Origin of the sequence: Sulfitobacter dubius, from assembly GCF_027214245.1 — a bacterium.
GTDB lineage: Bacteria > Pseudomonadota > Alphaproteobacteria > Rhodobacterales > Rhodobacteraceae > Sulfitobacter > Sulfitobacter dubius_A.
In genome coordinates this window covers 418,775-442,505 of sequence record NZ_JAPWHM010000003.1, presented here as the reverse complement: position 1 = coordinate 442,505, position 23,731 = coordinate 418,775, and the positions used below count along the sequence as shown (strand labels likewise).

Genomic DNA, 23,731 nt, shown 5'->3' with positions numbered 1-23,731 from the left:
GCAGGGATCAGCGGCGAATTCATGCCCGCGTGGGGCTGGTTTCAGATGCGCTCGCGGAAGCTTAGGCCGATGAAGTCAGGCGTATGATCTCCCAGCCCGACGACGCGGTTGTCGTTGCCACCGCGTTTGTCATTCCGGCCCCGACCACGCGAAGGCTTGTCATTGTTGCCGCCGCGCTGTGACTTGCGCCCGCCCTGCGTGCCTTCGGCTTCGCGCTCTGGAGCCACATCGGTTTTGGCCTCTTTCGGTGCCTCGGCCTGCGGCTGCTTGGCCTCATTGGAGGTCTCAGCGGGCTTATCCGACTGAGGCTTATCCGTCTGGGGCTTATCCGTTTGGCGCGCGTCGACCTGCGGTTGCTCAGTCTGCGGCTTATCGGCCTGTGGCCTGTCCGACTTGCGGCTGCGTGACCGGGTGCGCTTGGGCTTGTCATCGGTCTTGGCCGGGGCGTCAGACGCCTCTTCTGCCGGTTTGGCATTGCCAAGCGGGTTCTCGATGCGCGGAATTTCTTTTTGCACCAGACGCTCGACGTCTTCAAAGTTCTTGTCGTCGCGGGGCTGGCAGATCATGATCGCCTTGCCGTCGCGGCCCGCACGGCCGGTGCGGCCAATGCGGTGAACGTAATCCTCGGCGTGGCTGGGCACGTCGAAGTTGAAGACATGGCTCACGCTTGGCACATCAAGCCCACGCGCGGCAACGTCTGAGGCCACGAGGAAACGCAGCTCGCCATTACGGAAGCCTTCGAGCGTCTTGGTCCGCTGGCTTTGGTCCAGATCGCCGTGGATCGGGGCGGCGTCATAGCCGTATTTCTTCAAAGACTTAGCAACGGTATCCACGTCCATCTTGCGGTTGCAGAAGATGATCGCGTTGGTGCATTTCTCGCCTTCGGCGTCGATCAGCAGACGCAGCAACTTGCGCTTCTCGGTGGCTTCACGGTCCTTGCGCGAGGCTTTGAACATGACAACGCCCTGTTCGATGGTCTCGCTCGTGGTGGCCTGACGTGCCACTTCGATCCGCTTAGGATTGCTGAGGAAAGTGTTGGTGATCCGCTCGATCTCGGGCGCCATGGTGGCCGAGAAGAACAGCGTCTGACGGGTGAAGGGCGTGAGGCCGAAGATGCGTTCGATGTCCGGGATGAACCCCATGTCGAGCATCCGGTCGGCTTCGTCCACAACCATGACTTTCACGTCCGAGAGGATCAGCTTGCCGCGTTCGAAATGGTCCAAAAGGCGGCCCGGTGTGGCGATCAGCACGTCGACGCCTTTGTCGATCAGCCTGTCTTGCTCTTTAAAGCTCACGCCGCCGATCAGCAGCGCTTTGGTGAGCTTAAGGTGCTTGGAATAGGTATCGAAGTTTTCAGCAACCTGCGCTGCCAATTCCCGCGTGGGGCAGAGCACGAGGCTGCGCGGCATCCGCGCACGAGCGCGGCCCCGGGCGAGCAGCGACAGCATCGGGAGCGTGAAGCTGGCGGTCTTGCCGGTGCCGGTCTGGGCGATGCCCAACACGTCGCGGCCTTCGAGAGCGGGGGGAATAGCGCCCGCTTGAATAGGTGTGGGCGATTCGTAGCCAGCCTCTACAACAGCTTTGAGGACCTTGGCATTCAGGTTTAGATCGGTAAATTTTGTCATGTGCGTCCGGGTTGAGCGGACACTGACTTGGCCCGCGGCAGCAATACAAGCCGGCCCGAATGGCCCAAGGGGCGGCATATGCCGCGGCATGTTGCGAAAGCGCATAGCAAGTTGCGGCCCAGCCGTCAAACACTTGGCCTCTCAGGCGCTTAACTTGCGAAATGGCGCGACACCTTTGCATCAAGGTCGAGATCGGCAAGGCGCAGCAAACCCTTCGCCTTTAGGGTCGCGCGCAACTCGGGGGCGTCGGCGCAGACCTCATTGAAAAAGGCGCGTAATCCCGCCTCGCCCCCTTCGGCTTCGATCATGGAAAAAAGCTCATGCATCGACAACCCGCCGCGATCACGGGGTCGGTTGGGGGCGAGATCGGAACGGTAAGAGCCTTTTTCCAGCCGGTAGCGATAGGCGGCCAGCCAGTCGGGCCAGCTTTTTGCGTGCAGATGTGCCAGATCAATGCCGGGCTGCTGCTCTGGCCCCTCAATCATCGCGTCATTCTGAAAAACGTTGTGTATTTGTAGGCGAACGTCGGCCATCCCGGTGCGGACAAAGATCTTTCCGGCCAAATGGCTCAAGAATCCCCCTTTGACGTATTCGCCATAGGTTGGGTAAAGCTCCGACACGATCTGCGCCCGCTGCGGGCCGTTTGGAATGAAGGCTTTGAAAGCTGTCGCATCGCCTGCCAAAGCCTCCATCGGGCGGATGCGGGCGATCTTTTGCGCTGCGGGCAGGGCGGCGAGCACCTCTCCCACAGGGTGCTCGGCAACAAGGAACTCGTCCACATCCATATGGATCAGCCAATCTACATCATCCGCGCGGTTATAGGCGCGGGTGGCGTTCTGGCTTTGGCGGACCTGATGCTTTTGCGGGCGTTTGCCGCAAAGCTTTTGCCAATAGGCATCATCGCAGGTGACGACGCGGATCTTGGGATGGGCTTTCAAACTGTCGAAAGCCTCTGGGTTTTCAGCGTCGAGAAATAGATAGAGCCGATGCGCGCCTGCCTCAAGATGGTAGGCGGCAAAGCGTCTAATCTCGTCAGCGGGGGCCAAAATTGTGGCAACCAGCCCCCATTTCGTCGTCGTCGTCATCGCGTCTCCCCGGTTGGGGTCAGAATGCCATGATTGCGCGCGAAATCAAGGCTTACGACCCATATCGGAGAGGCTAATTCAGACCATCATTTCCTTGGTCGCGGTCAGTTTCACATCCGGGTAATCGCGCTCAACCCGGTCGATGTCCCATTGCAGGCGGGTCAGGTAAACGATGTCGCCGTCGTGGTCATGAGCGATGTGCTGTTTGTTGCTTTCGGTAAACTTATCAACGGCTTGTTTCGTGCCATTCACCCAGCGAGCCGAGGTGAATTGCGAGGGCTCAAACCGCACCGGCAGCCCGTATTCCAGTTCGATCCGGCTGGCGAGCACTTCGAATTGCAATTGTCCCACAACGCCCACGACAAAACCCGAGCCGATGGAGGGTTTGAACACTTTCGCGGCACCCTCTTCGGAAAATTGCATCAGCGCTTTCTCAAGGTGTTTCGCTTTCAGCGGATCGCCCGCGCGGACCGATTGCAGCAATTCGGGCGCGAAGGAGGGGATACCGCTGACGCGCAGGGCTTCGCCTTGGGTCAGTGTGTCGCCGATGCGCAGTTGCCCGTGGTTGGGGATGCCGATGATGTCACCCGCCCAGGCCTCTTCAGCCAATTCGCGGTCGGAGGCAAGGAACATGACAGGGTTGGAAATTGTCATCGGTTTTTTGGTGCGCACATGGGTCATTTTCATGCCCCGCTCGAAATGCCCCGAGGCGAGGCGGACAAAGGCCACACGGTCGCGGTGCTTTGGGTCCATGTTCGCTTGCACCTTGAAAACAAAGCCAGAAACCTTTGTTTCTTCTGGCAGAATCTGACGCGGGGTAGCGGCTTGGATCTGTGGTTCCGGCCCATATTTGGCGATTCCCTCCATTAACTCGCGCACGCCGAAGGAGTTGATGGCAGAGCCGAACCAGATCGGCGTCAGCGTCCCTTCGTGCATCGCTTTGAGGTCCAGAGGTGGCAGCAACTCACGCGCCATCTCCAGATCTTCGCGCAGCTTTTCCAGCAGGGCGGCGGGGACGTGCTGTTCAAGTTTGGGATCGTCCAGCCCTTCGATCTTGATGCTGTCGGCCACACGGTTCCGGTCGGCGCGGTCCATCAGTTCCAGACGGTCGCGCAGCATGTCATAACAACCGACGAAATCGCGGCCCACGCCGATGGGCCAGCTTGCCGGTGTCACGTCGATCGCGAGGTTCTCTTGAATTTCGTCAATGATTTCAAAAGTGTCGCGGCTCTCGCGGTCCATCTTGTTACAGAAGGTCAGGATCGGCAGATCGCGCATCCGGCAGACTTCAAAGAGTTTCTGCGTCTGGCTTTCCACACCCTTGGCCCCGTCGATTACCATCACGGCGGCATCCACCGCTGTCAGCGTCCGGTAGGTGTCTTCGGAAAAGTCCGAGTGGCCGGGTGTGTCGACGAGGTTAAAGCGGTAGTTAGTGTCGCCACTGTGAAAATCGAATGACATGGCCGAGGCCGAGACCGAGATCCCCCGGTCTTTCTCCATCGCCATGAAGTCCGAGCGCGTGCGCCGCGCTTCGCCCTTGGCGCGCACTTGGCCAGCCATCTGAATGGCCCCGCCGAACAGCAGGAACTTTTCAGTCAGCGTGGTCTTGCCCGCGTCAGGGTGGCTGATGATCGCAAAGGTGCGACGGCGCGCGATCTCGGCGGGCAGGGCGGGGCGGTTTTGCGGCGTATCCAACATCCGCCCCATATAGGCTGCGCCGCGACCGGGCGCAATCTGGGCATTGCTGCGAATCGACCGTAGGCCTAGCATGAGAACATAAGTGGTACATGGAGGGATTTGCGATGGAACTGAAAGAGATTGCTCAAGAGTTGGTTGACGGCTGCCGTGCCGGTGCCGCCAAGGTGCGCGAGAATCTAGATAAATTATATGCCGAAGATGCCGTTTCGGTAGAGGCCGCGGATATGGGCGGGCAGGGGCGCGAGACGCATGGGATTAAGGCGATCCACGGCAAACACGACTGGTGGGAAAACGCGATGGAGGAACACGCAACCGAAGTCTCAGGCCCGTTCTATTTCGGCGATGAGCAGTTCAGCGCGGTCTTCAAGGTCGACGCCACCGACAAGCAGAGCGGCGACCGCTTTCAGATGGAAGAGATCGGCGTTTACCACGTGAAGAACGGCAAGATCGTCCGGGAAGAGTTTCACTACGCCGTTGAGGCCCCCTAACGGGTTGAGGCTTTTCTCAGCAGCGCCGCCGCATCGGGGCGGTTGAGCAGCGCCTCGGCCAGATCAAGCCCGGCATGGGGCAGATCGGAATGGCCGGGGATCACCTCGCCCAAGGCTGCGGCCATTTCCGGCGGTAGGACCGAGCGGGTGCGGCTGTCGACCAGCATGGATTCGGCAGCAATCCCCTCGGCATAGATGATCTGATGGCTGTCAAACAGCAGTTGGAAGTAGTCGACAAAGCCGCCGTCCTGCACCGTCACGCTGTCGCCATTCACCAGATGCCGCGCTTTCACGAGCAGTTCCGACCGGCCCGCGCCCATCTCGTCACTACGTTGATAGATGAACAGCCGGTGATCGGGGCTGACGATCAGGTCATGTTCGTTGTTCAGCGTGCCTGCGCGAATGCAGATCGGAGCGAAATCGCCCACCGCGCGCAGGGTGCTCTGGCCAATCCAGCGTAGGGTCTGAACGCCGTCGTCGCGGGTTAGGATACGGTCACCGATACGGAGGTCTTCGATGCGGCGTAGCTCGCCGGTGCTGAGCGAGATATGGGTGCCGCGTGTGAAGGACACGCAGGCGAGTTGGCCGAATTTCTGCTGCGCAGTTTGGGTATCAATCCCAACAATGCGGTAGCCCGTTTGCGGGGTCAGCGGCCCCAGTGGCAAGAGGTAAACCTCAGCGGCGCGCCCTTGGCCATCGACCTCGACCAGCAGCAGCGCCTCTTGGGTCTGGCCGTCGGGCGACATCAGTGTGAGCAGGCTGTCGAGATGCAGGTCCGCACCGGGGCTGCCCACGCCGGTATCCTCGGCAAGCTGCAATTGATCGCCCGGCAGGGTCAGCAGAGACACGCGCAAAGGCTCCGCTGCGCGGTCCAGCTCATAGACATCATCCAACACCAATTCAGCGGCAAAAGACAGCGTATCGCCCATATTCGCCCCGTCGCTCGCGCGGAGTTGTTCGGCGCGGTAGACGGCAATGCTCTGGGCGGGGGCGGTGCGGGTGCGGGACATGACAGGCCTTTGGTTCAGGGGCTTTCGCCAGCGGGATAAGGTAGAATTGTGGCCCGCATGGGTCAAGGCTCGGGTGATTTGCTGGCATTGGCCGCAGGGCGTGGTAGGCATATGCAAATGCATAGGAGGAATCGCGAAATGGATTTGGGAATCAAGGGGAAGAAGGCGCTGGTCTGTGCCTCGTCCAAAGGGCTTGGCCTTGGCTGCGCCGAAGCGCTGGCGGCGGCAGGGGTCAACCTTGTGATGAACGCGCGCGGCGCAGAGGCGCTTGAGGCATCGGCGGAACGTATCCGTCAGGATTACGGTGTTGAGGTCGTTACCGTGGCGGCGGATGTGGCCACCGAGGAGGGGCAGGCGCTGGTCATCAAGGCCGCTGAGGGCTGTGACATCCTCGTCAACAACGCGGGTGGCCCGCCTCCGGGGATGTGGCATGACTGGGACCGCGAAGATTTCATCAAGGCGCTTGATGCCAATATGCTGGCCCCCATCGCGCTGATCAAAGCGCTGGTGCCGGGCATGATGGACCGTGGCTGGGGCCGGGTGGTCAATATCACCAGCCAATCCGTGCGTGCGCCGATTGGCGTGCTGGGTCTCAGCAATTCCGCCCGGACCGGGCTTACCGGCTATGTCGCGGGCACCTCGCGTCAGGTGGCAGGCAAGGGGGTCACGATCAACAACCTTTTGCCGGGCATTCACGCGACCGACCGCGCGGATTCGCTGGATGCGGGTGTGGTCAAGGCCAAGGGCATTACGCTGGATGAGGCCCGCGCCGAGCGGCAGGCTGGCATTCCCGCAGGTCGCTATGGCACGCGCGAAGAGTTCGGCGCGGCTTGTGCGTTCCTCTGTTCGCAGCACGCAGGCTTTATCGTGGGCCAGAACCTGCTGCTGGACGGCGGCGGCACCAACATCACAATGTAAGCGGAGGAGGGGGCCGAAATGATAATGAAAGCCGCAGCGCTGCTGGTCGGCCTCTTCGCCACTTCGGCCAGCGCTCAAGACCTGCTGCCGCGCTATGAGGCGGCGCAGGTCGCGCTGGATGGGCGGATGCTGAGCGTGATGGGAAGTGATCCTGCCAAGGCCCGTTGGAGCCCCGAGCGGCGCGGTAAGTCTGCCTGTGCGCTGGCCGAACTTGAACGTCTGCGCGGCCGCCCCGTGGCCGAGGCCTATGTGCGCGAGGTTGAATATGCCATCGGTGAAGCACACAGACTGACCCACGCGGCGGACTTTGGCGGATTGGCGGCGCGGATCCATCGCAATGCGGGGATTCGCTTTCAGCGTGATCTGGTGCCAATCACCCGCAAATGCGGGATCGGGCTTTAGCGAGGATTGATCCGGCGGCACGGCGGAGGCAGGCCCTTGCCGCGCCGCCGTGCCATCACATTTCTGACAGCGGGTGTTTCGGGGCTAGCCCGCTTTAAGCCGCGCGGCTAACGCTAAAGGGGTTGTCTCACCGAAAGGGCCTGCCCCATGCAAAGCACCGTTTTAATTGTCCTCTTTGGGGCTGTCATCCTTGCCAGCCTGCTTGTCGCGCCGCGCCGTGCCACAGTCGAAGGGTTCTTTGGCGGTGCCAATGCGGCGGGCCGCGCGCCGGGGCTTTGGGTGCTGGTGCTAAGCCAAGTCACCACATGGATTTTCGCCCGCAGCCTGATGAACGCCGCGATCTTGGGCTATTTCTACGGTATCGCGGGCACGCTGGCCTATGCGGCCTACTACGGATCGTTCCTGACGGGCGGCTATATCGTCGGCCACCTGCGCCGCGGCGGGGCACGCTCGGTGCAGGACTGGCTGGGCGGGCAGTTCGGGAGCGCGGGCACGACGGCCTATAACCTCGTGATCGGGCTGCGGCTGCTGTCCGAGGTCTTTGCCAATCTGCTGGTCGTCGCGCTGATTTTCGAGGCCGTCTGGCCGGGGTCTGGCACGCTGGCGGTGCTGATCGTCGCGGCTTTGGGCTTTGGCTATTCGGCATGGGGCGGGCTTTCCGCCGCGCTGCGCACGGATGTGGTGCAGATGCTGGTCTTTCTTGTCGTTTTCGGCCTCGCGCTTGGTGCGCTGCTGCTGAGCCCGGGGTTCGAGCTTGGCGCGGTGCTGAGTGCGCCGGGCGTCTCGGGGCCCTATAACGGCTGGGTGCTTTTGGCGGTGGCCTTATTGCAGGTCTTCTCCTACCCCGCCCATGACCCGGTAATGATGGATCGTGGCTTTCTGGCGGATGAGGCAACCACGCGGGCCTCTTTCCTGCACGCCTTTTGGATTTCGACGCTCTGCATCATCGGCTTTGGCTTTTTCGGCATCCAAGCCAGCCTGACCGGTGCGGCCTATGAAGGCGAATTGATCGGCACATGGGGGCAGATGTTTCCGGGCTGGATTTTCGTGGCGCTGATGCTGTCGCTGCTGGTCTCGGCACTGTCGACGCTCGATTCCGCATTGGCCTCGGCCGCGCGGCTGATGGTCGAAGAATGGCGCATCGCGCCGCGCAGCCTGATGGGCGGGCGGCTGGTGATGGCGGGGTTCATGGCGCTTGGTGCGCTGTTGACGCTCTGGGGCAATGCCACGCTTTTCGATGCCGTGGCGGTCAGCGGGACCGCGTCGATGTTCCTTACCCCGGTGCTGCTGGTGGAGCTGGTGGCGGGGCGCCGCATCGCGGTCTGGAGCTACCTCGCCGCCTTTGCCGCCGCGATGCTCGGGGCTGCGGCCTATTTCGCGCGGGGCTGGGCGCCGGTGGCGGCCCTCCTGCCCGAGGGGCATAAATACGAGCAATTGTTGGTGATTTGCGTGATCGTGCTACTGGCCGGGTTCGCAGCGGTGCTTGCGGGGGCGCGGCGGGGCTGATAGCTGGGTTTCCGAGTGATTTGATCGGATACCGCAGTTTCCATGAGTGACCCCACCCCCCGACTGGAAATCCGCAATCTGCGCCGCGCCTATGGCGGGCGGCAGGTTGTCGATGACGTGTCTTTGCAGATCATGCCGGGGCAGGTGACCTGCCTGCTTGGCCCCTCGGGCTGCGGCAAATCCACCACGCTGCGCATGATCGCGGGCGTTGAGATGCAAGACAGCGGCACGATCCATGTCGATGGCAAGCTGATCTGCGACACCATGTTTCGCGTCCCGCCAGAGAGGCGCGAGATTGGGCTGATGTTTCAGGACTTCGCCCTGTTTCCGCATCTGAGCGTGGCCGACAACGTGGGCTTTGGCCTCAAGAAAGGCACCAAGGCCGAGAAGCGCAAGCGGATTGAGGAATTGCTCGAACGGGTGGACCTGCTGCGCTATATCGACGGCTATCCACACCAGCTTTCGGGCGGGGAGCAGCAGCGCGTGGCGCTGGCCCGTGCGCTGGCGCCGCAGCCGCGCATCATGCTGATGGACGAGCCCTTTTCCGGCCTCGACAACCGTCTGCGCGACGGCATCCGCGATGAGACCCTGAGCATCCTGAAAGAAGAGGACACTGCCGTTCTGCTGGTCACCCATGAGCCGGATGAGGCGATGCGCATGGCCGATGAGATTGCGCTGATGCGCGACGGCAAGATCGTCCAGCAGGGCGCGCCCTATAACGTCTATACGCGGCCCGTCGATCGCGCCTCTGTCGCATTTTTCAGCGATGCCAATGTGCTCGAGGCCAGGGTAACCGGCGCGCTGGCCGATACCGTCTTTGGCCAATTCCTTGCCCCCGGGGTGCCGGATGGCACGCAGGTAAATATCGTCTTTCGCCCGCAACACCTGCGCATCGACTTTGACCGGGCGGGCAAAGGCCCACGCCCCACGGCGACCGATGGCACGCCGGCCCGCGCCGTGGTGGAACGCGCGCGCTTTATGGGGAACGAAAGCCTTGTTGAATTTGTGTTGGAAGAGGACGGATCGCGGCTCAAGGCTACGGTGCCGAATGTCTTTTTGCCGCAACCCGGCGCTGTCATGTGGCTGACCGTGCGCCGCGACCGCTGCTTTGTCTTTCCGGTGACGGCATGAAGCCCCTGATGGTAGAATTCGGCATGGGGTCGTCCCTGCGCCGCGCCGACTATACGCAGGCCGCGACACGCGCGGTGCAGGATGCGCTGTGGCATAACTCGATCAATCTGGCAGAGCTTTTCGGTTTCGATAGGTCCGCTATGCGGATCACCCTCGACGTGGGCGTGCAACGGCCCGATCTGGTCGACCCCGAAGCGCTGCGCGCGGTCTTTCCCTATGGCGAGGTGACGGTGAACCTGCATCACGGCGGGTTGGATGTGCCGCGCCCCGAAGGGAAGGGGAACCCAACCGTCATGGCGAATGTGGCCCTTTCCGTCGGTTTCGACATGGAGCCTGCCGATGCCTGAGCAACGGATCATCATCGAAATGGGCATGGGCAACGATCTGCACGGGATGGACTATACCAAAGCCGCCGCCCGCGCGATCGAGAATGCCCTGCGCCATTCCTCTCTGCCGCTTTTCGGCGCGCTTGACGTGACACCTGACCAGATGCGTGTGCAGGTCACCGTGGCGGTGCAAGAGCCAGAAAAGGTGGATGTCGACGCGCTTGTGGCCAATCTGCCGCGTGGCCGGGCCGAGGTACGTGCCGTGAAGGGTGGGCTGAACGTGCCGACAGGGCAGGATACCATCGTGATCGCGCAGGCAAGTGTCGAGGCGTTCTTGCCGCCGCAGATCGGTTGGCGACTGAAGAGCTGAGCCGGGGTGCCAGACCGTCCGGGCGGTCTGGGTCAGCCAGGCGGACCTGCGCCCTTGATTCAGGGCTAGGGGTGGTAGTCAGCCAGCGTTTTACCCGGCTCGTCGACGAACAGCTCCGGCAAGGCCTCGGCGCTCTCGATCTGATCGATCGCGTAGGTAGCAAATCCCTTTTCATCTTCGCACCAGGCGGTCAGCATCCAAAACCGCCCCCAATTCTCTACCTTCAGTGGCCGTAGTATTCGGGTCTTTTTCCCCGCGACGCCGATCCGCAGCTTCTGACGCGCCAGCACCGCGGCGCGCAGCACCGGAAGATGGGCAAAAACCCGTGTGGCTTTGCCCTGCGAGGTCAGCGCCTGTGACCAAGCGGCCCCCTCGGCGATGGTCTCGGTCGGCAAAACCGCGTCGAACTTGGCGGTCAATGTCTCTGCTGCGTTCTGCAAGGCGGGGTCTCCAACCTCTGCCGCGACAGCAAGGCCGAGGTTCAGCGCCTCCAATTCAGACGGGGTTAGGGTCAGCGGGGGCAGGGTGATCGCCGGGGTGATCCGATAGCCTTCACCCCGCGTCCCGGCGATGGACAGGCCCGCCGCGCCGAGCTTGCCCATATCGCGATAGATCGTACGGGGGGAGACGCCAAACAGCCGGGCCAAATCCTCGGCCCGGTGCAGCCGCCCATCCCGCAGCCTGTCGATCAACCGCACGAGCCGATCTTCGGTTTTCGCTGACACCATGACGCCTCCTGACGCTCCTGACAAAAACATGTCATAAGGGGAATTGCACGCCCGAAAATCGGCAGTCCGTCGCCCGCAGCACCGCCCTTCCGCCGCTTTGCCCCTTCATGGTCCTGCCGCCGCCCGCTATCACAGGCAGGACGGCGCGGCATGACATGCGCCAAACATGATGGGAGAACAGACATGTTGAACAATATCGGACTGCCGGGCCTGCTGCTGATCGCGGTTGTCGTGCTGGTGCTTTTCGGCCGCGGCAAGATTTCCTCGCTTATGGGTGAAGTCGGCAAAGGCATCACCAGCTTCAAAAAGGGCATCAGCGAAGGCGAAGAAGAGACCAAGCGCAGCGACGACATTAAACATGTCGACGAAGTGCACCATGCCGACCTGCCCGAGCATGCCGATCAGGGCACGCATCCTAAGACCGACCTGAAGGCCGACAAGGACCGGGTTTAACCCGATGTTCGATCTGGGTTGGACGGAACTTTTAGTCATCGGTGTGGTGGCCCTGATCGTGGTCGGCCCCAAGGATCTGCCCGTGCTGTTTCGGCGCGTCGGGCAATTCGTGGGCAAGGCCAAGGGCATGGCGCGTGAATTCAGTCAGGCCATGAACGACGCCGCCGACGAAAGCGGCATGCGCGAGATGTCGTCGTCGCTGAACAAGTCGCTGAAAACGGCGACCAACCCGTTGGGCAGCGCGATGGACGAGGTGAAGGACGCGACCCGTTCGCTGACCAACTTTGACCCCGACAGCGAGACCGGCAAACTGGCGGCGCAAAAGGCAGAGGATGTGAAAAAGATCCAAGCCAGCACTGCCCGCGCTGCAGCCGAGCGCAAGCAACGCGAGGCGGCAGAGGCCATGGCGCAGGCCGATGCGGCGGAGGCGAAGCTGTCTGACGCGACCCCGGTAGAGGCTGCCAAACCCGCCACCGCCAAGACGCCCGCGAAAAAGACGGCACCGGCGCGTCCCGTGATCGAGAAAGAGGTGGCCAAACCGGCCCCTGCCAAAGCAGCGGCTAAAAAGCCCGCGGCCAAGAAACCCGCTGCGAAAAAGCCTGCCGCCAAGAAGCCAGCGACAGCCAAACCCGCTGCGAAAAAAGAGTAAGTTAAATGAGCGCCTCCGACGACTATGAGATCGACGACAGCTCGGCCCCGTTGATCGAACATCTGGCCGAGCTGCGCACGAGGCTCATCCACTCTGTCATCGCCTTCATCATCGGTATGGTAATCTGCTTTACCGTCTGGAACCCGATCTTCAACTTCCTGACCGAACCGCTGTGCTCGGCCATGGCCGAACGGGGGCAGGAAGACTGCGGGCTGATCTTGATCAAACTGCAAGAAGGTTTCTTTGTTGCGATCTCGATCTCGCTCTTGGGCGGTCTGGTTCTGGGCTTTCCCTTCATCAGCTACCAGCTTTGGCGCTTCGTGGCACCGGGGCTCTACAAGAACGAAAAGGGCGCTTTTCTGCCCTTCTTGATCTCCTCGCCGGTGATGTTTTTCCTCGGTGCGGCCTTTGCCTTTTACGTCGTCACGCCACTTGCTTTCGATTTCTTCCTTGGGTTCCAACAGGCGGGCACGCTCGTCGGTGAGGGGCCAGAGGGTGAGAACGGCATCGCGGCCATCGCATTCCAAGGCTCGGCGCAGGAATACCTCTCGCTTACGATCAAGTTCATCGTAGCCTTTGGCCTGTGCTTCCAGCTGCCCGTGCTGCTGACCCTGATGGGCAAGGCCGGGCTGGTCAGTTCCGAAGGTCTGGGCAATGTGCGCAAATATGCCGTGGTGGCGATCCTTGTGCTGGCAGCCCTTGTCACGCCGCCAGATGTGATCACGCAGGTGATCTTGTTTGTTGTGGTCTACGGCCTTTACGAAATCTCGATCTTCCTCGTGCGCCGGGTCGAGAAAAAGCGCGACGAGAAGCTGCGCGAAGAGGGCTACTTTGACGACGAAGACGAGGAAGACCTGCTGTGATCGACGACCCGATGGACCGTATCGCAGCGGCGCTGGAGCGCATGTCTCCGGCGCCGCTTTCCGCCCCCGACTTTGACGCGGCGACGGCGTTCGTCTGGCACCCCGACCCCGACCGTCTGGTGCCGGTGCCGCAGGTCGCACGGATAGACCTACCGCTGTTGATTGGCGTTGACCGGGCAAGGGATACTTTGCTGGCTAATACCCGGCAGTTTGCAGCTGGATTGCCTGCGAACAATGCCCTTCTTTGGGGTGCGCGCGGCATGGGAAAATCAAGCCTTGTCAAAGCAATACATGCTGATGTTCATGCATCGCATGAAGGGCTGCGCATTGTTGAATTGCAACGCGAAGACCTGCCCTCGGTCGGGCGGCTTCTGACCCTGCTGCGCGGGGCGTCGCAGCGGTTTATCCTGTTTTGCGATGACCTCAGTTTCGGCCATGACGACGCGCATTACAAGTCGCTGAAGGCGGTGCTGGATGGCGGCATCGAAGGGCGGCCCGAGAATGTGGTGCTCTACGCCACCTCGAACCGCCGTCATCTGATGCCGCGCGACATGATCGAAAATGAGCGTGGCAGTGCGATCAACCCTTCGGAGGCGGTCGAAGAAAAGGTCTCTCTCTCCGACCGTTTCGGGCTTTGGCTTGGGTTCCATCCCTGCGATCAAGACCAATATTTGGCGATGATCCGCGGCTATTGCGATGCCTTCGGCGTGGAGATCGACGACGATACCCTGCGCGCCGAGGCCGTCGAATGGCAGGCCACACGCGGGGCGCGGTCGGGCCGTGTGGCGTGGCAATATTTCGTGGATTTGGCGGGCCGGAAAGGTGTTCCCGTTTCAGGCGGTTGAGCGCCGAACGGTATTAGCGGAAGGGCCCGCAAGTTTTGCGGGCCCTTTTTCGTTTGATTACTGGATGTAGGGCGTCGGGTCGACGCTTTCGAAGCCCTTGCGGACCTCGAAATGCACATGCGATTCCGATCCGCCGCGCAGTTTGGCGATCTGCTGGCCCCGGCTGACGGTATCGCCCTTCGCGACATTCACGCCGTCCACATTGGCATAGACCGTGAGCAGGTTGTCCGGGTGGCGCACCACGACAATCGGGATGCCCTCGGCACTTTTGGTGATCGCAGCCACGGTGCCTCCTTCGGCGGCCTTCACCGGCCCGCCGGGGTTGCCCTTGATGTTGATGCCCTCGTTCTTGCCCTTGGAATAGGCGCGGATGATGGAGCCTTGGACCGGCGGTGTCATCTTGGTGGCCTTTGCCGGGGCGGTGGGCTTGCCGACATCGGCCACAGGCTCTTTCGGCTCGACTTTGGGTGGCAATGGTTTCGCCGTCTCATCCTGCGGCAGCGGTTTTGCAGCCGAGGGGGGCGTCGGCGTGGGGCTGCCCGCGCCGGGTGCGCTGGTGACAGGTTGCACGGGGCGCGAGGCGGCGGCACTGGATGCGGTGTTGGTCGCCTGACGCGGGGGCGCTTGTTTCTCTACCGGGATCAGCAGGAATTGCCCCTCGCGGATCGCGAAATCGGGGCCAAGGCCGTTCCACTCTGCCAGCGCTTTGACCGGCACGTTATAGAGGCGCGCAACGGTATAGGCGGTCTCTCCACGCTCGACCCGGTGGCGCACCGGCTCTTTCGCCGATTGCGGCGCGGTAGGCTGAGGCGCTGTGGGCTGCGGCGCGGTGGTGCCGGTGCTTGCAGGGGGCAGGCTTTGGGTTTGCACGCTCGGCGTCGCCGGGGCGCGGTCGATGGCGCTGCCCGCAAGGGTGGTGATATCGACGGCGCCATTGGTGCCGGGGGCAGGTTCGGCGACCCGTCGGGGCAGGGCGATGATCTCTCCTTGGCGAAGCGGGACGCCCTGATCAATGCCGTTGTAGCGTGCCAGTTCGCCGCTGTCGGCCCCGACACGCGCGGCCACGTCTTTCAGCGTATCGCCACGGCGGGCGACGGCGACTTGATAATTGGGGTAAGCGATCACGCCCCGGGCGTCGGGCTTGGGGCGGTCCGCCAAGGGGCCGCGCGCGGCTTCGGCGGTGGAAAAGCCATCGCCAAAGGTGCTGCGCATGTCGTAATCCAGTGGCTGATTTTCGCAACCTGCCAGCAGTATCGCACTGGTCCCGGCCATTAGGGTCAGCCGCATGGGGCGGCGCAAGCGTGTTTGGCGCATCTGCAAGTCCTCATCTTCGCCCCAGACGGTAAGGGGCGTTGTCCGTGTCTCTGTAACCTATTACCCGTCCTTGCCCAAGCCTTCCAGCAGGGGGACAAAACGCACGGCGCGCAATTCGTCGTATTCCAGCCCATCAGCGGTCTTTCGCACGCGGATGAGGTGTTGGACCGTGTCGGATTGGCCGACGGGCAGCACCATGATGCCGCCTTCCTTAAGCTGGGCCAGCAGGGGGCCGGGCGGGTCTTCGGCGGCGGCGGTCACGATGATCCGGTCAAAGGGCGCCTGTTCGGCAAGGCCAAAGCTGCCATCGGCGGTGATCGCGGTGATGTTGTTAAGATCCATCGCCTCAAACACGCCCCGCGCCTCTTGTACCAGACGCCGGTGCCGGTCGATCGTATAGACCCGCCGCGCGAGCTTGCTGAGGATCGCGGCCTGATAGCCCGAGCCGGTGCCGATTTCGAGCACCTTATCGCGGGATGACACCTGCAAGGCTTGGCTCATCAACCCCACGACGGAGGGTTGGCTGATCGTCTGGCCGCAGGCGATGGGCAGGGGCATATCCTCATAGGCGCGGCTTGCGAAGATGCCGCGAATGAAGGGGCCGCGGTCGATCGCTTCCATCGCTGTCAGGACACGCGCGTCCGTCACGCCCTTGGAGCGCAGCGCGTAGAGGAACTGCATCTTGCGTTCGGCCTCAGAGATCGGCTCTTCGTTCATCCGTTAATGCCTGTGAGCGTTTCAAGTGCTGCGTGGTCCGTCAGGTCGCACCGCATTGGGGTGACCGAAACGTAGCCGTCAAGGTTCACGCAGGCGTCGCTGCCCGCTGCGGTCTGCACACGCTGATCCCCACCCTTGATCCACAAAAAGCGCCGGCCCGAGGGCGACAGATGCGCTTCGGTCGAAAACCCGGTGCCGGGGCGGCGGCCCTGAGCGGCGAGCCGGATGCCGCGCACATCGGCGCCCGCAACGGGGGGGAAGTTCACATTGTAGAACAGGCCGTAGGCCGCTTCTTCGTTGGGGCTATGGTCCAGAATCCGGCGACAGGTCTCGACGCCATGCTGGGCTGCGGCCTCAAACGGATCGGCCAGATCGCGGTTGGCGGGGCCGTAGTATTGCGACAGGGCGATGGCGGGCAGACCCTGCAAAGCCGCCTCGATCGCGCCGCCGAGCGTGCCGGAATAAAGCGCGTTCTCAGCCGCGTTGTTGCCCCGGTTCACGCCCGAAAGCACCAGATCGGGGGGCGCGGCGGTCATCGTATCGTGGATCGCGGCAAGGACGCAGTCGGCGGGAGAGCCTTCGGTGGCGAAAACACGGTCGTCCAGTTGCGAGATCATCATCGGCTTGGTGTAGCTGATGCAATGGCCCACGCCGGATTGCTCGAACGCGGGTGCAACGGTCCAGACCTCACCCTTGGGCCCGGCCAATTCCTCGGCAATGGCGCGCAGCACGGCCAGACCGGGCGCGTTGATGCCGTCATCGTTTGTAATCAAAATACGCATGAAAGGCCCCTTTTTGCCTTGATAGGCGAGGGGCGGACCGGCGGCAAGCGCAGCGCGCCGGTGCCGCGCGGTTCACAAGGCGGAGTTTTCCGACAGTTGCGCCAATACCGCAGCGGCCTGCGTGGCTGTGTCGCTGAGCGCCGCGCGGTCCTCACCGGGGAAGAAGCGCGCGCGGGTGGCGGTGGGCATCGGGTCGGGCGTGAGGATATGGACGCGCGGGCCGATCTGCGCGGTTTCAACCTGCCAAGAGGTCGCCAGCGCGATCTGCGCGGCCTTGGTCGACCCGTAGCTGCCGAAGAATTTCGTGCCAGCACGCGGATCGTCAAAGAAAACCGCCGTGCCCTCTGCCCCCAAAAGCGGGGAGACAAAGGTGATCAGCCGCGCCGTGGCGGTGACATTGCCCGCGATGGATTTCTCCATATCCTTAGCGTCGATGTGATCGGTGGGCGTCAGCGGTGCGGCATGCACGGCGCAGTGGAGCCAGAGGTCAAGCCCGCCCCAGCGGTCATGGATGCCTCGGCAAAGCACCGCCATCGCATCGGCGTTGGTGATGTCCATCGGGGCCAGTGTGGCGCTGCCACCCTTGGCTTGGATACGGTCATCCAACTCTTCCAACGCGCCGGTCGTGCGACCGACGGCGATGATGTGATGGGTGGGGGCCAAAGCCTCTGCCAAAGCGGCCCCAAGGCCGCGCGACGCGCCGGTGATCAATGCTGTCTTGCTCATGACCGCGATGTGCACTGCCCCGGGCGGCAGGTCAAGAGGCGCGGTGTCGCGCCTCCTTGAGCCGCTCAGCCCTGCGGCAGGCGCAGAACTTTGTTGCCGCGGCGGCTGGAGAGCACCAATGTGCCTTGCCCAATGGCCGCAACAACGCCGCCAGCGACTTGGTCGCCCACTTCAACGCGGGAGATTTTGCCGCCGCCTTCGCGGATCAGCGCGCCGGGCGTGGCGTCGCTGCCAAAAATACCAATCAGCGCTGTGCTGGACAGATCGGCCTTTTCAGTTGCCAGATCGGAGACTTTCTTTGGGGTCGGGGTCCCAGTGCTCGCCATGATGTGCCTTTCGCCTGTGGTTGCGTTTTGCGCGGCAGTCCCCCGCGCTCGCAAACCGTCAGCTAACCCCTGCCGCGGTGCAGCGGAAGGGGGCGTTTTGGGGATGCGCAGGGTTCTGCCAGAGCGTCGGCAAAGCAGCGCCGACGACTCACTTGTAACGCTGCGACCTTTCGTAAGGCTTAACCTGAGTTAGCCCACGAAGGCCTTTTCAACGACGAAATGCTGGGGGTCGGAATTGGCACCCTCGGTCAAACCAAAGCCTTCGAGAATCTCCATGATGTCCTTGTTGAAGCCCAAGCTGCCGCAGACCATGGCGCGGTCGTGGGCGGCGTTGATCTGAGGCACGCCGAGATCTTTGAACACCGTGCCATCCTGCAAAAGGTGCGTGATCCGGCCCATCTTGGGGCTCTCTTCGCGGGTGGTGGTCGGATAATAGCGGATCTTGGCGAGGTTTTCGGGGCCGATCAGCTCTTGCATCAACTCGTCGGCCTTCAGCCCTTCGATCAGCTGGCGGCCATACTCCAGTTCCGCCACATCGCGGCAGGTGTGGGTGACGATGACCTCATCGAATTTCTCATAGGTCTCAGGCTCGCGCAGCAGGCTGGCAAAGGGGGCAAAGCCCGTACCGGTGGCGAACATCCACAACCGGTCGCCCGGCAGCAGCGCGTCATGCACCAGCGTGCCCACGGGCTTGGGCCGCAGGATGATCTGGTCGCCGGGCTGGATGTGCTGCAGTTTCGAGGTCAGCGGGCCGTCCTGCACTTTGATCGAATAGAACTCCAACTCATCGTCCCACGCAGGCGAGGCGATGGAATAGGCGCGCAGCAGGGGTTTTTGCTTGCCAGTCTCGGGATGCGGATCGCCCATCAGGCCGATCATGACAAACTCGCCCGAGCGGAAGCGCAAGGACGCGGGCCGCGATACCCGAAACGAGAAAAGCTGATCCGTCCAGTGGGTGACAGAGGTCACGGTCTGGGCGTCGGGCAACGTCGGGACGGGCTTGGCGGCGGTTTGGTTCACTGTGCTCTGCTCGGTCATCATGGTTTCCGCAAATCGGTTTGCGGCCTCTACTTATGGCAAGGAAGGGGGGAGGGCAATGAAGCGGCCTATTTGGCCGCCGCTGCCTGTGGGGAGGCTCCGCGAAGGCGGGACTGATAGTCATGGGCCTGCCAATAGGCGCGGGCCAGCCACTGGTCCTCAGGTTGACGTGCGGCCAGATCATCGTCGATCTCGACCTCATCAAAACCCGCGCGGCGGGCCATGGCGTATTGGTCGGCCAACACATGCCCGCGGGCGCGCAGACGACCCGTGTAGCCGCGCAGGCGCAGAACACGGGCAATGGTAAAGCCGCGCCCATCCGCGAAAGAGGGGAAGTCGACGCGGATCATCTCAAGCGCCGGGGTCAGCGTGAGGGCATGGGCGTCGGCGTCAGAGGCCAGATCGACGGCGCGGCAATCATTCGCCGCACCCTCCTCGCAATAGCCATGGGTCCAGTCGTCGGCGGTGAAACCTGTGTCGGTTACGAGTACGCTCATGATTTGTCTCCTGTTCGGACCACTTTGCCGTTCACAAAGTGGATGCCGCATTCTTCTTTGTTCTGATCGCGCCAGCGTCCGGCACGCGGGTCTTCGCCGGGTGCCACGGGCGAGGTGCAGGGCGCGCAGCCGATCGAAGGGTAGCCCTTGGCCACCAGCGGATGCCGGGGCAAGCGGTTCTCGGTGATGTAATCCGCCACATCCGAGGTTGCCCAATAGGCCAGCGGGTTCACCTTGATGCGCGGGGCAGCACCATCGTCGGGGATCTCGACTTCAAAGAACTCCAAGGTCGCGCGGCTGCCCGATTGAAAGCGTTTGCGCCCGGTGATCCAGCCGTCATAGCCCGCCAGCGCGCTTTGCAGAGGCCGGGTCTTGCGCAAGGCACAACAGGCGTCGGTGTCATACTGATGCAGCGTGCCATCGGGATCCTGTGCCGCGATCTCTTCGCTGCGTAGGGTGGTGACATTGCGCAGGCCGAGGCGTTCGCTCAGCTCCTGCTGGTAAACCAGCGTTTCGGCAAAGAGCATTTCGGTGTCGATAAAGAGCACCGGGATGTCCCGCGAGACCATGGAGGCGAGGTGCAAGAGCGCCACCGATTCCGCGCCGAAGCTGGAGACGAGGGTAAGGTTCTCGATCTCTGCATCGGCGCGGCGGATCACATCCGTCGCCCCGTGGTGGCGCAGGTCCGCGTTGAGCCGTGCTACTTTTTCCTCGACCGCGCGCAGCCCCTCGGGGGGCGGCGCATCGGTATTTGAGAAAGGATGAAGTTCAGGGGTGTCAAGCGGCATTGGCCCGGTCCTTATTGGCCGTCTCGGGGTAGAGCACCGCTTTGAAAGGCGCGAGGCCGAGGCGGCGGTAGGCTTGCAAGAAGGTCTCGCCGGGGTCGTTGCGCAGGTCGAGGTAGCCCAGAACGAGGCGTTCGATGGCGGGGATGATTTCCTCGGCTGAGAAGCCGGGGCCGGTGCGGGTGCCAAGGCTTGCGTCTTCTGTGCCGTCGCCGCCGAGCGTGATCTGGTAGTTCTCCACCCCCGCGCGGTCGAGGCCGAGGATCCCGATGTGACCCACATGGTGGTGGCCGCAGGCGTTGATGCAGCCCGAGATTTTGATCTTCAGCGGGCCCACGTCATGCTCCAGCTTCAACTCGTCGAAGCGGGTGGCGATCTCTTGGGCGATGGGAATCGAGCGGGCAGTGGCCAGCGCGCAGTAATCCATGCCGGGGCAGGCGATGATGTCCGAGATCAAGCCGATGTTGGCGGTGGCCAGCTTGGCCTCTTTCAGTGCGGCGTGCAGTTCGGGCAGGTCGCTGCGGTGCACGTGGGGCAGGATCACGTTTTGCTCATGGCTGATGCGCAGCTCGTCATGGCCAAAGCGGCGGGCGAGGTCGGCCATCACGCGCATCTGGTCGGCCGTTGCATCGCCCGGCGTGGCACCATGGGCCTTGAGGCTGATCGACACGATGGCATAGCCCGGCGCGCGGTGCTCGGCGAGGTTGGTGTCGGCCCACGCGCGGAAGACGGGGTCGTTGGTATAGGCAGACTCGTAGGCCGCGAGGGAGGCGGTTTTGAACTGGGGGGCGGCGAAATCAGATTCGATGCGCGACAGCACTTGTTGATCGACGCCGGTGAACTGGCTGCGGATCAGCGCATATTGCGCGTCAACGCGGGCGCGGATGTCTTCGATGCCGTTCTCGTGGACGGTGATCTTGATGCGCGCCTTGTACTTGTTGTCGCGGCGACCGAGCACGTTGTAGACGCTGACGATGGCTTCGAGCGTGGGCAGCAGATCGTCGGCGCTGACAAATTCATAGAGCACCTTGCCGATCATCGGGGTGCGGCCGAGGCCGCCGCCGACGATGACTTCGAAACCTTGCTCGCCGTCGCGTTCGACGATGCGCAGGCCGATGTCATGGGCCTTGATCACCGCACGGTCGGCGGCGGCGCCGGTGACGGCGACCTTGAACTTGCGCGGCAGGAACTGGAATTCCGGGTGGTCGGTGGACCATTGGCGGATCAACTCGGCCACGGGGCGGGGGTCTGCGACCTCATCAGCGGCGGCTCCGGCGAAATGGTCCGCCGTCACGTTGCGGATCGTGTTGCCGGAGGTCTGGATCGCATGCAGCTTCACCTCGGCCAGCGCGTCGAGCATGTCGGGCACGTCGCGCAGCTCGGGCCAGTTGTACTGGATGTTCTGGCGCGTGGTGAAGTGGCCGTAGCCCTTGTCCCACTTCTCGGCGATATAGGCGAGCTTGTCCATCTGGGCGCTGTTCAGCGTGCCATAGGGGATCGCCACCCGCAGCATATAGGCGTGCAGTTGCAGGTAGAGGCCGTTCATCAGGCGCAGGGGTTTGAACTCATCCTCGGTGAGCGAGCCGTCGATGCGGCGCTCGACTTGGGCGCGGAACTGGGCATTGCGCTCGGCGAGGAATTTGTCGTCGAATTCGGTATAGCTGTACATCAGACGGTCTCCTGTTTGCCGTGGGCGTAGTTCGACGGGCCTTTGGCGCGGAACTCTTCGCGAAAGTGTGTGGGCTTGGGGCCGCCCGCTTCGGGGGCCACATCGGCGAGGTAGACGCCGACGACCAAATCTTGTTGGCTCAGCGCGTCGATCAGGCGCAGATCGGCGTCGGCCTCATCGGTCAGCACTTCGGCCTCGGAAAGGCTGCGGGTCCAGCCGGTGGCGGTTTGGTAGACAACGTCGCCTTCGAGCAGCGCATTGGCGGTGATGACCTTGGGGGTGAAAGGCTTGGGCATATCAGGCGAGCTCCTCTAGCGGGGTTTGGGTGGCAGCTTGGACGGCGGCGCGCGGGGCGAGGCCGTAGAAGGTGAGCGCGGGACCGGTCATTTCGGCATCGGCCAGATCGCGGGGCAGATCGTTCAGCGTGGTCGACAGCACCCGTTGATCGGCGCGCGAGGCGTTTTCGATCACGGTGACGGGTGTGGCGCGGTCGGCCCCGTGCATCAGCAGGCGGCCTTGGACAAAGCGGGCGGATTTCTTGCCCATATAGATCGCGGCGACCTCGTTGGGACGCGCGAGGGCGGCCCAATCGTGATCGGCGAAACCTTTCATGTCATGCCCGGTCAGGAAGCGGACCGAGGCATTGCGGCCCCGTTTGGTCAGGCTTTGACCGATGCCCGCCACAGCGGCAGAGGCGGCGGTGATGCCGGGCACGATGTGCCAGCCGATGTCATGGGCGTCGACCGCGTCGATCTCTTCGTCGAGGCGGCCAAAGACGGTGGCATCGCCGGATTTCAGCCGCACCACCTGCGCGCCGCTTTGGGCGTGCTCGACCAGCAGCGCGTTGATGTGCTCTTGGGCCGTGGAGGGTCCGAAACCCTCTTTGCCCACGTCGATCATCAGCGCCTCGCGGCGGGCGAGTTCGAGAATCTCGGGGCTGATCAAGCGGTCGTAAATCACCACGTCGGCCTCATCCAGCGCACGGCGGGCTTTGAGTGTCAGCAGTTCGGGATCACCGGGGCCGCCGCCGACAAAGGCCACATGCCCTGCGCGGGCTTCGCGGGCGAGGTGGGTCTGCAGCAGGTCTTTCAACGCCGGGCGCACGCTATCCTTGCCCTCGGCCATGGCGCGGGGGCCAGCGGCAAAATAGTAGTCGCGCCAGAAATCGCGGCGCGCGCGGCCCATGGGCAGGGCGTCGGCGAGCTTGCGGAAACCTTTGCCGATCCGCGCAAGCGGGCCGAGGGTGACGGGCAGACGCTCTTCCAAATCGGCTTTGATGGCGCGGGCCAGCACCGGGGCGGCGCCTTCGGTGCCGATGGCCACGGTTACAGGGTCACGGTCGACGATGGCGGGGGTGATGAACTGGCTGTCATGCAGATTGTCGACGATGTTGACCAGCACGCCAGCCGCACGGGCAAGGGCCGCGTTTTCGGCATCAAGCACGTCATCCTCATCTGCCGCATAGAACAGCAGGGCACCGGGCAGGTCGGCGGCAGTGAGGGCGCGGCGGTGCAGGGTCAGCTTGCCCGCCGCCTGCCATTCGACAAGCTCTGGTGCGGGGTCGGGCGCAAAGATATGCAGCGCGGCTTTGGTCTTCATCAACAGGCGCAACTTGGCCAGCGCCGCTTCGCCGCCGCCGGAAAGGAGGATCTTTTGCTCGCTCGTGGCGAGGAAGATGGGAAAGTGATCCATGATGCGCCCTGTATTCTGTTTGACGTGACCTCTTATATAGGAAATATTCCCGATAATTGGCTAGTTGCTGGCGCAGATAAGAACATGT

At 62.9% G+C, this 23,731-nt stretch carries 27 protein-coding genes; 11 read left to right on the top strand and 16 right to left on the bottom strand.

What is annotated here, in order from left to right:
• Window positions 1–41 precede the first annotated feature (41 nt).
• The 3 genes from O4H31_RS09245 to O4H31_RS09235 form a co-directional block, all read right to left on the bottom strand.
• On the bottom strand, window positions 42–1,625 hold the full coding sequence (locus O4H31_RS09245) for a DEAD/DEAH box helicase (protein WP_269345048.1): 1,584 nt from the start codon (window positions 1,623–1,625) through the stop codon (window positions 42–44).
• A gap of 149 nt (window positions 1,626–1,774) precedes the next feature.
• Window positions 1,775–2,710, bottom strand: coding sequence for a glycosyltransferase family 2 protein (locus O4H31_RS09240; RefSeq protein WP_269345046.1), 936 nt, complete (start codon window positions 2,708–2,710; stop codon window positions 1,775–1,777).
• Between the two features lie 78 nt (window positions 2,711–2,788).
• Window positions 2,789–4,408: a peptide chain release factor 3 gene (locus O4H31_RS09235; protein WP_269345361.1), complete on the bottom strand. Its 1,620-nt coding sequence runs from the start codon at window positions 4,406–4,408 to the stop codon at window positions 2,789–2,791.
• Window positions 4,409–4,512: 104 nt separating this feature from the next.
• Here O4H31_RS09235 and O4H31_RS09230 point away from each other — a divergent pair, with 104 nt between their 5' ends.
• On the top strand, window positions 4,513–4,896 hold the full coding sequence (locus tag O4H31_RS09230; protein ID WP_259984939.1) for a nuclear transport factor 2 family protein: 384 nt from the start codon (window positions 4,513–4,515) through the stop codon (window positions 4,894–4,896).
• Here the strand turns inward: O4H31_RS09230 and O4H31_RS09225 are convergent.
• Window positions 4,893–5,906 carry a Hint domain-containing protein gene (locus tag O4H31_RS09225; RefSeq protein WP_269345043.1) on the bottom strand — a complete coding sequence of 338 codons (1,014 nt, stop codon included), beginning with the start codon at window positions 5,904–5,906 and terminating at the stop codon, window positions 4,893–4,895. The two genes, O4H31_RS09230 and O4H31_RS09225, sit on opposite strands and share 4 nt — an antisense overlap.
• A 138-nt stretch (window positions 5,907–6,044) precedes the next feature.
• On the opposite strand from O4H31_RS09225, the gene O4H31_RS09220 reads away from it, so the two are divergent.
• The 6 genes from O4H31_RS09220 to O4H31_RS09195 all read left to right on the top strand — a co-directional run bounded on the left by O4H31_RS09220 (window position 6,045) and on the right by O4H31_RS09195 (window position 10,559).
• Complete coding sequence (locus O4H31_RS09220; RefSeq protein WP_269345041.1) at window positions 6,045–6,824, top strand: SDR family oxidoreductase; 780 nt, start codon at window positions 6,045–6,047, stop codon at window positions 6,822–6,824.
• Window positions 6,825–6,842: 18 nt separating this feature from the next.
• Window positions 6,843–7,226: a hypothetical protein gene (locus O4H31_RS09215; RefSeq protein ID WP_269345038.1), complete on the top strand. Its 384-nt coding sequence runs from the start codon at window positions 6,843–6,845 to the stop codon at window positions 7,224–7,226.
• Between the two features lie 147 nt (window positions 7,227–7,373).
• A complete protein-coding gene (locus O4H31_RS09210) occupies window positions 7,374–8,732 on the top strand; it encodes a sodium:proline symporter (protein ID WP_269345037.1) in 1,359 nt (452 codons plus the stop codon).
• Between the two features lie 42 nt (window positions 8,733–8,774).
• Window positions 8,775–9,863 (top strand): ABC transporter ATP-binding protein, encoded by a 1,089-nt coding sequence (locus O4H31_RS09205; RefSeq protein ID WP_269345035.1) that lies wholly within the window; start codon window positions 8,775–8,777, stop codon window positions 9,861–9,863.
• On the top strand, window positions 9,860–10,210 hold the full coding sequence (locus O4H31_RS09200; protein ID WP_269345033.1) for a Lin0512 family protein: 351 nt from the start codon (window positions 9,860–9,862) through the stop codon (window positions 10,208–10,210). The genes O4H31_RS09205 and O4H31_RS09200 overlap by 4 nt, the downstream gene beginning before the upstream one ends.
• On the top strand, window positions 10,203–10,559 hold the full coding sequence (locus tag O4H31_RS09195) for a Lin0512 family protein (RefSeq protein WP_269345030.1): 357 nt from the start codon (window positions 10,203–10,205) through the stop codon (window positions 10,557–10,559). Before O4H31_RS09200 ends, O4H31_RS09195 begins: the two co-directional genes overlap by 8 nt.
• Before the next feature lie 65 nt (window positions 10,560–10,624).
• Here O4H31_RS09195 and O4H31_RS09190 read toward each other — a convergent pair whose 3' ends face one another.
• The gene (locus tag O4H31_RS09190) at window positions 10,625–11,287 is read right to left on the bottom strand and encodes a helix-turn-helix transcriptional regulator (RefSeq protein ID WP_269345028.1); all 663 of its coding nucleotides are present in this window, start codon (window positions 11,285–11,287) and stop codon (window positions 10,625–10,627) included.
• 183 nt (window positions 11,288–11,470) lie between these two features.
• Between O4H31_RS09190 and O4H31_RS09185 the strand changes: the two genes are divergently transcribed.
• From O4H31_RS09185 to O4H31_RS09170, 4 genes are read left to right on the top strand one after another with little or no spacing between them, the layout of a single operon-like run.
• A complete protein-coding gene (locus O4H31_RS09185; RefSeq protein WP_067940504.1) occupies window positions 11,471–11,740 on the top strand; it encodes a twin-arginine translocase TatA/TatE family subunit in 270 nt (89 codons plus the stop codon).
• A gap of 4 nt (window positions 11,741–11,744) precedes the next feature.
• Window positions 11,745–12,389, top strand: coding sequence for a Sec-independent protein translocase protein TatB (gene tatB / locus O4H31_RS09180; protein ID WP_269345025.1), 645 nt, complete (start codon window positions 11,745–11,747; stop codon window positions 12,387–12,389).
• Window positions 12,390–12,394: 5 nt separating this feature from the next.
• A complete protein-coding gene (tatC, locus tag O4H31_RS09175) occupies window positions 12,395–13,252 on the top strand; it encodes a twin-arginine translocase subunit TatC (protein WP_067626153.1) in 858 nt (285 codons plus the stop codon).
• Complete coding sequence (locus tag O4H31_RS09170) at window positions 13,249–14,097, top strand: ATP-binding protein (protein WP_269345021.1); 849 nt, start codon at window positions 13,249–13,251, stop codon at window positions 14,095–14,097. The genes tatC and O4H31_RS09170 overlap by 4 nt, the downstream gene beginning before the upstream one ends.
• Window positions 14,098–14,154: 57 nt before the next feature.
• Here O4H31_RS09170 and O4H31_RS09165 read toward each other — a convergent pair whose 3' ends face one another.
• From O4H31_RS09165 to cysG, 11 genes are all read right to left on the bottom strand, one after another.
• The gene (locus O4H31_RS09165; RefSeq protein WP_269345019.1) at window positions 14,155–15,411 is read right to left on the bottom strand and encodes a M23 family metallopeptidase; all 1,257 of its coding nucleotides are present in this window, start codon (window positions 15,409–15,411) and stop codon (window positions 14,155–14,157) included.
• Window positions 15,412–15,471: 60 nt separating this feature from the next.
• A complete protein-coding gene (locus O4H31_RS09160; RefSeq protein ID WP_259984970.1) occupies window positions 15,472–16,128 on the bottom strand; it encodes a protein-L-isoaspartate(D-aspartate) O-methyltransferase in 657 nt (218 codons plus the stop codon).
• On the bottom strand, window positions 16,125–16,910 hold the full coding sequence (surE, locus tag O4H31_RS09155; protein ID WP_269345014.1) for a 5'/3'-nucleotidase SurE: 786 nt from the start codon (window positions 16,908–16,910) through the stop codon (window positions 16,125–16,127). Before surE ends, O4H31_RS09160 begins: the two co-directional genes overlap by 4 nt.
• A 72-nt stretch (window positions 16,911–16,982) precedes the next feature.
• Window positions 16,983–17,636: an SDR family NAD(P)-dependent oxidoreductase gene (locus O4H31_RS09150; protein ID WP_269345012.1), complete on the bottom strand. Its 654-nt coding sequence runs from the start codon at window positions 17,634–17,636 to the stop codon at window positions 16,983–16,985.
• Between the two features lie 65 nt (window positions 17,637–17,701).
• A complete protein-coding gene (locus O4H31_RS09145; RefSeq protein ID WP_269345010.1) occupies window positions 17,702–17,962 on the bottom strand; it encodes a pilus assembly protein PilZ in 261 nt (86 codons plus the stop codon).
• A gap of 189 nt (window positions 17,963–18,151) precedes the next feature.
• A complete protein-coding gene (locus O4H31_RS09140; RefSeq protein ID WP_269345008.1) occupies window positions 18,152–19,000 on the bottom strand; it encodes a ferredoxin--NADP reductase in 849 nt (282 codons plus the stop codon).
• A gap of 68 nt (window positions 19,001–19,068) precedes the next feature.
• On the bottom strand, window positions 19,069–19,497 hold the full coding sequence (locus O4H31_RS09135) for a DUF934 domain-containing protein (protein WP_269345006.1): 429 nt from the start codon (window positions 19,495–19,497) through the stop codon (window positions 19,069–19,071).
• Window positions 19,494–20,285, bottom strand: a complete 792-nt coding sequence (locus O4H31_RS09130) for a phosphoadenylyl-sulfate reductase (RefSeq protein WP_269345004.1) — start codon at window positions 20,283–20,285, stop codon at window positions 19,494–19,496. Before O4H31_RS09130 ends, O4H31_RS09135 begins: the two co-directional genes overlap by 4 nt.
• Complete coding sequence (locus O4H31_RS09125; RefSeq protein ID WP_269345003.1) at window positions 20,275–21,951, bottom strand: nitrite/sulfite reductase; 1,677 nt, start codon at window positions 21,949–21,951, stop codon at window positions 20,275–20,277. Before O4H31_RS09125 ends, O4H31_RS09130 begins: the two co-directional genes overlap by 11 nt.
• Complete coding sequence (locus O4H31_RS09120; protein WP_269345001.1) at window positions 21,951–22,247, bottom strand: DUF2849 domain-containing protein; 297 nt, start codon at window positions 22,245–22,247, stop codon at window positions 21,951–21,953. Before O4H31_RS09120 ends, O4H31_RS09125 begins: the two co-directional genes overlap by 1 nt.
• Window position 22,248: 1 nt before the next feature.
• Complete coding sequence (gene cysG, locus O4H31_RS09115) at window positions 22,249–23,643, bottom strand: siroheme synthase CysG (RefSeq protein ID WP_269344999.1); 1,395 nt, start codon at window positions 23,641–23,643, stop codon at window positions 22,249–22,251.
• Window positions 23,644–23,731 lie beyond the last annotated feature (88 nt).